The sequence below is a fragment of the Allobosea sp. P1_A7 genome (assembly GCF_056406775.1).
On the sequence record NZ_JBFTZN010000092.1, the window covers coordinates 49,855 to 56,851 of the forward strand.

Consider the following 6,997-nt stretch of genomic DNA (forward strand, 5'->3'; position numbering starts at 1 on the left):
GCATGACGGAAACCGCCATGAACCAGCGCCCCGCTCCGACCACGTTCCAGCCGGCGGCGCAAGAGGCAGGCGATACGCTGCCGGGGCTAACCCCCGCCGGACTGCAGACGATCGGCGTGCTGCGGGCCCGCCGACTGCTGGTTCTCGTGCTCAATCTCGTCACGCTCGCCGGCCTTCTCTTCGGGTTGTCGCGGGTGCTGGGGGCGGGCGGCTGGACGCTTGCCGATATGGTGATCTTCGTCGCCTTCCTGTTCGGCGCTCCCTGGACCGTGCTCGGCTTCTGGAATGCTGCAATCGGGCTCTGGCTGCTGCATGGCGTCGAGGACGGGCGCGAGCAGGTTGCGCCGTTCGCCGCTGACGGCGATGTCGCGACACCGCTGGCGGTTCGCACTGCAGTCTTGATGACCCTTCGCAACGAGGACCCCGCGCGGGCCTTCCGTCGCCTGCGCGTGGTCAAGCAAAGCCTTGACGCGACAGGGCAAGGCGGCTGGTACGACTATTTCGTGCTCTCCGACAGCAATGATCCTCGTGTCGCCGCTGCGGAGGAGGCGCTCGCCGAGGGGTGGGCGAGCGAGCTCGGCGAGAGCGGCCGGGTGACCTATCGCCGCCGGACCGATAATGCCGGCTTCAAGGCCGGCAATGTCCGTGAATTCTGCGAGCGCTGGGGCGATCGCTACGAACTGATGCTGCCGCTCGACGCCGACAGCGTGATGTCGGGCGAGGCGATCGTCAGGCTGACCCGCATGATGCAGGCCCATCCGCGGCTCGGCATCCTGCAGAGCCTTGTCGTCGGCATGCCGAGCAGGTCGGCCTTCGCTCGGATCTTCCAATTCGGCATGCGTCACGGCATGCGCCCTTACACGATGGGCTCGGCCTGGTGGATCGGCGAGTGCGGGCCGTTCTGGGGGCACAACGCCATGGTGCGGATCGCGCCCTTCCGCGATGAATGCCATCTGCCCGTGCTGCCTGGCGGACCGCCGCTGGGCGGGGCGGTGATGAGCCATGACCAGGTCGAGGCGACGCTGATGCGCCGCGCCGGCTATGAGGTGCGCGTGTTGCCGGAGGAGATGGGAAGCTGGGAGGAGAACCCCCCGACCATGCTCGAATTCGCCAAGCGCGATCTGCGCTGGTGCCTGGGCAACCTGCAATATCTCAAGCTGCTCGATCTGCCGGGCCTGAAGCCGATGAGCCGCTTCCAGCTCGTCTGGGCGATCCTGATGTTCCTCGGCCTGCCCGCCTGGACGATGATGATCGCGTTGCTGCCCTGGAAGGTGCTCGAGGATGGCAATATCGCCGGATACCCGGCGGGGCTCGCGGCTTTCCTCTACATGGTGTTCTTCACGATGTATCTCTCGCCCAAGCTGGCGGGCTTTGCCGATATCCTGCTGACCAGAGGAGGCACGAAGCGTTACGGCGGCACGGACCGTTTCATCGCCTCGTCGCTGATCGAGATCGTCTTTGCCTTCCTGCAGGGAGCGGTCTCGACCTTCCGCACGACGCTGTTCATGATCGGCCTTGCCTTCGGGCGAGCGAAGATCGGCTGGAACGGCCAGTCGCGCGATGCACACGCGCTATCGTTTGCGACGGCATTCGCAGGTTTGTGGCCGCATCTGCTTTTCGGGCTCTATATCTTCGTTACGCTCGCCATCCTGTCGCCGACGGTACTGCTCTGGTCGCTGCCATTGACCGCCGGCTATGTGCTGGCGATTCCCTTTGCCATGCTGACCGCCGCACCGGCGCTGGGCGAATGGTTCGTCGCCCGCGGTCTCTGCGGTATCCCTGAGGATTTCGATGCTCCGGCCGAACTCGTCGCCATCCGGGCGGAGACGCACGCGTGACGGGGGTGGCCTATCCCAAGGGTACGGCCAAGGCGATTGCGCGCTCGCTCAGGGTCTATCATCGTGATCGTGAACGCCACGCGGCAATGGATGCGCTCTATGCAAGTTTCCTGAAGCCCGGCGATCTCGCTTTCGATATCGGAGCCCATGTCGGCGACCGGGTTTCCTCCTTCCGCCGGCTCGGTGCGCGGGTTGTTGCGCTGGAGCCGCAACCCGGTCCGGCACGCGCCATTCGCCTCATTCACGGTCGGGATCGGGACGTCATTCTGGTGCAGGCCGCGTGCGGCGATCGGGGCGGCACGGTGACGCTCAGGATCAACAGTGCGAATCCGACCGTCTCGACCGTGTCCGAGCAGTTTGTCGGTGCCGCCCACGGCGCCGAGGGCTGGGCAGACCAGGTCTGGGATCGCGAGATCACGGTGCCCTGCACGACGCTCGACGCTCTGATCTCGCGCTATGGCGAGCCTGCCTTCATCAAGATCGACGTCGAAGGTTTCGAGGCCAATGTCCTTGCCGGGCTCTCGCGGCGGGTGCCGGTGATCTCGTTCGAGTTCACAACGATCCAGCGCGATGTCGCCGAGGGCTGCCTCGCATTGCTCGAGACACTGGGGCCGTACCGCTTCAATGTCGCACTCGGTGAAAGCCAGTCCCTCGAACTCTCCGAGGAGGCCAGCGCCGAAGCAATGGGCGGGTTCCTGCGTGATTTGCCGCATTCGGCCAACTCGGGCGATGTCTACGCCGTACTGCAGGGCTGAGCGGCGGGCATCGTCGCATTGCTCAAGCGGCCGGCTGCCCGAGCCAGGCCAGCGCTGCCGCCGCAAGAAGGCCCAGCCAGCCGGGATGCCTGCCCTTCGTCGCAACCAGCACGAGGACGGAACCGACGGCCAGCGATACCGCCACGATGCGGACGACGAGGGCTGGCGCCACGGGCTCGCCTGCAGAGGCTGCGATCGAGATCAGCAGAATGCCGAACGCCCAGCCGAGAATGCTCGGGAGATGCCAACTCGCCCAGAGGATACGGACATGCCGTTCCCGTAGCAGCGGCTCGCCCATCGTCGGGATCAGGCCGCCCCGGCGCATGCGCCGGAAGAYCAGCACTTCGCCGAGAACGGAGTGGACCAGCCCGATGAGGAGCACCGGCGCGAGCGATCCGCGCATCAACGCCTATCATCGGTTGAAATGGCCGCCTGCGGCAACGTCCGTCCCTTGGGGCGCATCCTTTCATCGGCCGCCCTCACGTCCTAAGAGGGACCAGCCAGCTTGCATTCATCAGGCCTTCGCCATGCTGGCGTCGAAAGCCGTTTTCGAAGGATGGTCATGTTCAGCCTCGCCCGCCCAATCGCTCTCTCGCTCTCTCTCCTGCTTCTCGCCGCGCCGGTGCACGCTGTGGGCGATGTCGCTGTCGAGGTGAAGAACRAGTCGGAGCCGGTGCTTTGCGCCGAGAAGGACAACGTCACGATCAAGGCGATCTCGCCTGAAGTGCGGCGGTTCCAGATCGAGGCGGCACATCCGGCCTATATCGCCGGGCTGGTCCGCGATAACTGGGACGCTGACTGGACCGCCTGCGATATGACCGGCGACCCGGTCTTCACCGCGCCGACACCGCCGCGCCGGGTCACCTTCTACGAGAGCATCGATTACTGGCTCGTCGGTTACACCTTCCCGACCTTCTGGCGGCCGTCTGACACGACTTTCAAGGTTGGAGACCGGGTCGAGAAGGGCCTGCATCTCGTGCAGCTCTGGAAGCTCGGCAAGGACAAATCCTACGAAGTCCTCGTGGTCTATCCGCAGGACGGCTACTGGCGCGCCCGGCCGATGCCGCCGCAGCATCTCGGCTTCTCCTCCTACGGCTCATCCTTCCTGTTCGGACCGATCGAACAGGATGGCGCAAGGCCGGTGGTGAACATCAAGGAGATCGAGTTCGACCCGAAGACGACCTCCTTCAAGATGAACTTCAAGGATGGCTCGGCTGCGACGCTCAAGCTCGACAGCGTCGACGAGAACCGCATGGTGCTGGATGCCGTGCTCGACAAGCCGGTTACCGGCGGCAAGGCCTTTGTGGCGCTGCGCTCGATGTACGTCACCGAGTTCAACAACGACGTCGCCCGCATCGCCATACGCGAGCCCGGAGCCAAGGGCTGGCGCGAGGAACTGCTGATGCCCTTCAGCGGCGGCAAGGCGAGCGATATCTGGATGGGCCGCACGACCCACTCGCGTCACAATACCTCTTCGCCGGACATGGTCTTCCGCAATTTCTCCAGGGATCCGAACCCGCCGGCGGCGCCTGCCAAGAAATAGCAGCGCTCCCGCGCTCCCTCGCGATGTCGCCGGCGCCTGCTGGTCATCCGGGCTGACTTCGCGACGAGGAGGCTGATCTCCCATCGGAACGCAAAGCGCCTCTGTTGCGTTCTCACATGACGCAGGGCGTGCGGCCCGATAGGTTGGCGCGCGTTTCGTTTGCCTGAGGATGCCATGCCGCGTTTTGCCGCCAATCTGTCGATGATGTTCAACGAGTGGGAGTTTCTCGACCGCTTCAAGGCGGCCGCGGAAGCTGGCTTCGAGGCCGTGGAGTTCCTGTTCCCCTATGAACACCCGGTCGAGCAGGTGAGCCTTGCGCTCGCGGGGGCTGAACTCGAGCAGGCGCTGTTCAATCTGCCGCCGGGCGACTGGGCCAAGGGCGAGCGCGGCATGGCCGCCATTCCGGGCCGGGAGGCGGAATTCCGCGCCTCCGTCGAAACCGCGTTGACCTATGCGCATGCCACCGGGGTCAAGCGCCTGCATATGATGGCGGGACATGCCGATCCCGGGGATCCGGCAGCCCAGGCGGCCTATCGTGCCTCGCTCGCCCATGCCGCCGACAAGCTCGCCGAGCAGGGCATCGATCTCCTGCTCGAGCCGATCAACGGCAAGGATATGCCGGGCTATTTCCTCAATGATTTCGATGCGGCCGCGGCTTATATCCGCGAGTCAGGGCGGCCCAATGTCAGGCTCCAGTTCGATATGTATCACTGCGAGCTGATCCACGGCGATGTCTCTGGCAAGCTGAAGGCGCTCTATCCGCTGGTCGGCCATGTCCAGATCGCCAGCGCCAATGGCCGCCATGAACCGGACGCACTCGGCCCTGATTATCCGCGTTTGTTCGCTGAACTCGACGGTCTCGGCTATACTGGCTTTGTCGGCTGCGAGTACCGGCCAAGGGCCGGGACGCTCGAGGGGCTAGGCTGGTTCTCCGACTGGAAAAAGCAGGCCTGAGCGATGCGCGCCGAGCCCTTTGCCTACCCGGTCCTCGTTGCTGATATTGGCGGGACCAATTCCCGCCTTTCGCTCGTGCAGCACGCCGGTGCACGGCCTGAGCCGCTGGCGCGTATCCAGACCGGCAGTTATCCTACACCAGATGCAGCGCTGGCCTCAGTTCTGGCATCTCTCGAACCACGCCCTCGCTCGGCGGTTCTTGCGGTAGCAGGGCCGCTCGATGGACGTACTGCCCAGCTGACCAATGCCAATTGGCATTTCGATGGGCCTGGCATGGCCGCCGAGCTTGGGCTGGTGCAGGGGCTGCTGGTGAACGATTTCGAGGCGCTCGCCGCCTCGCTCGCTGTCTTGAAGCCGCAGGACATGGTCACCTTGGTGCCGGGGCAGCCCGAGGCGGAGGGAGTGCGTCTCGTGCTCGGACCCGGGACCGGCTTTGGTGCGGCAGCTCTGGTCAGCCGGAATGGCAGGGGCGCATTGATCCCGACCGAGGCCGGGCATATCGGCGTCGGGCCCGAGGATCAGGCGGAGGAGAAGATCTGGCCGGCGCTGGCGGCCGGTCTGCCGCGCGTCACGGTCGAGGCGCTCTTGAGCGGTGATGGTCTGGTGCGCCTGCATCGCGCCATCGCCAGCGAAACAGGCATGGAGGAGGCGCGGGTCAGCGCCGCTGATGTGACGACACTGGCGCTCGACGGCAACCCTGCCGCGCTGATGGCGGTCATCCGCTTCTGGCGCTTGCTGGCGCGGGTTGCCGGCGATCTCGCCCTTATCTTCAAGGCGACCGGTGGCGTCTATATCGCCGGCGGAATCGTACCACGTCTCCTGCCGCTTGCGGGCAATGCCGCACTCCATGCCATGTTCAATGGCAAGCCGCCGATGGAAGAACTTGCGGCGCGCTTCGCCCTGCATGTCATCACGGTTCCGGACGCTGCCGAGCAGGGGCTTGCCGCCATTGCGGCATCTCCGGCCCGCTTTGGTCTCGACGACAAGGCCCGATTGTGGTTTCCGTGAACGGCGGGTAGCAGCTACGCTTCGCGATCAGCGCAGAGCGCCGCATCCTCTCGTCAGGGCTTTTCCGCTCCTTGTCCCAGCTCTATGGCATCCAGGTTCTGCGCGCCTTCGCGGCATTCATGGTCGCCGTGCATCACGTCCAGCCGGACGCGCTTGCTCTGGCCCAGCGCTCGGGAGCGAGTTTCACGCCCTCCCATCTCGTGCCCTGGATGGCCGGCGTCGATATCTTCTTCGTCGTCTCCGGCTTCATCATGGTGCATGCGTCCGGCGAGCTCTTTGGTCGCGAGGATGCGCCTCGCCTGTTCCTGACGCGCCGGCTTGCCCGCATCGTGCCGCTCTACTGGGCGGCGACGACGCTGTTCCTGCTGGCGGGATTGCTGCTCCCCGGTGCGCTCAATTCGGCTGCGCCCGATCTCGGGCAGATTCTGGCATCCTATCTGTTCTGGCCGGCCGTCTCATCTGCCGGTCTCGTCCAGCCCGTCTACTCGCTCGGCTGGACACTGAACTACGAGATGCTGTTCTACGTGCTGTTCGGCGCAGCGCTCCTCCTGCCGCGGGCCGCAGTCGTCCTGGTGGTGACGCTGGCGCTCGCGGTGCTGGTTGCGACCGAGGCTCTGTCTGGCCCCCTGCCATTGCCATTCGGCTTCTGGGGGCAGCCGATCGTGCTGGAATTCGCCGCCGGGATGGGGTTGGCCCTGTTGAGGCGGCAGGGCTTTCGGCTCACGGGTGGGCCGCGCTGGCTCGTTGCTGTCCTGGGCGTCGCAATCCTGCTGCTGGCAGCCTGGCTTCCCGGGGCAGACACGCCCTGGATGTCCTTCCTGCTGAGGGGATCGGCTGCCACGCTCCTGGTCGCGGCGGCATCATCCGGCAGCGGCAACTCGGCGCCATCGGCCCTGGTT

Annotated in this window: 7 protein-coding genes; 6 read left to right on the plus strand and 1 reads right to left on the minus strand. The window is 65.5% G+C overall.

All coding sequences use genetic code 11. The annotated features are described in order from the left end of the window. Window positions 1-17 precede the first annotated feature (17 nt). Entirely contained in the window at window positions 18-1,838 is a 1,821-nt protein-coding gene (mdoH, locus tag AC1D34_RS17720) for a glucans biosynthesis glucosyltransferase MdoH (protein ID WP_476824876.1), read from the plus strand. Beyond that, entirely contained in the window at window positions 1,835-2,593 is a 759-nt protein-coding gene (locus AC1D34_RS17725) for an FkbM family methyltransferase (protein ID WP_476824877.1), read from the plus strand. The genes mdoH and AC1D34_RS17725 overlap by 4 nt, the downstream gene beginning before the upstream one ends. Window positions 2,594-2,615: 22 nt before the next feature. Here AC1D34_RS17725 and AC1D34_RS17730 read toward each other — a convergent pair whose 3' ends face one another. Next, window positions 2,616-2,996: a hypothetical protein gene (locus tag AC1D34_RS17730; RefSeq protein WP_476824878.1), complete on the minus strand. Its 381-nt coding sequence runs from the start codon at window positions 2,994-2,996 to the stop codon at window positions 2,616-2,618. 159 nt (window positions 2,997-3,155) lie between these two features. Between AC1D34_RS17730 and AC1D34_RS17735 the strand changes: the two genes are divergently transcribed. The 4 genes from AC1D34_RS17735 to AC1D34_RS17750 form a co-directional block, all read left to right on the plus strand. Then, on the plus strand, window positions 3,156-4,136 hold the full coding sequence (locus AC1D34_RS17735; RefSeq protein WP_476824879.1) for a hypothetical protein: 981 nt from the start codon (window positions 3,156-3,158) through the stop codon (window positions 4,134-4,136). A gap of 174 nt (window positions 4,137-4,310) precedes the next feature. Then, window positions 4,311-5,090 (plus strand): 2-oxo-tetronate isomerase, encoded by a 780-nt coding sequence (gene otnI / locus AC1D34_RS17740; RefSeq protein ID WP_476824880.1) that lies wholly within the window; start codon window positions 4,311-4,313, stop codon window positions 5,088-5,090. 3 nt (window positions 5,091-5,093) lie between these two features. After that, window positions 5,094-6,098: a glucokinase gene (locus AC1D34_RS17745; protein ID WP_476824881.1), complete on the plus strand. Its 1,005-nt coding sequence runs from the start codon at window positions 5,094-5,096 to the stop codon at window positions 6,096-6,098. A gap of 71 nt (window positions 6,099-6,169) precedes the next feature. After that, the coding region (locus tag AC1D34_RS17750; RefSeq protein WP_476824882.1) for an acyltransferase family protein at window positions 6,170-6,997 on the plus strand (828 nt) is incomplete at its 3' end.

Bases quoted from the DNA above. Each gene is read 5' to 3' on its own strand.
- AC1D34_RS17745 (WP_476824881.1), top strand. From the start codon at position 5,094: ATGCGCGCCGAGCCCTTTGCCTACCCGGTCCTCGTTGCTGATATTGGC.
- mdoH (WP_476824876.1), top strand. From the start codon at position 18: ATGAACCAGCGCCCCGCTCCGACCACGTTCCAGCCGGCGGCGCAAGAG.
- otnI (WP_476824880.1), top strand. From the start codon at position 4,311: ATGCCGCGTTTTGCCGCCAATCTGTCGATGATGTTCAACGAGTGGGAG.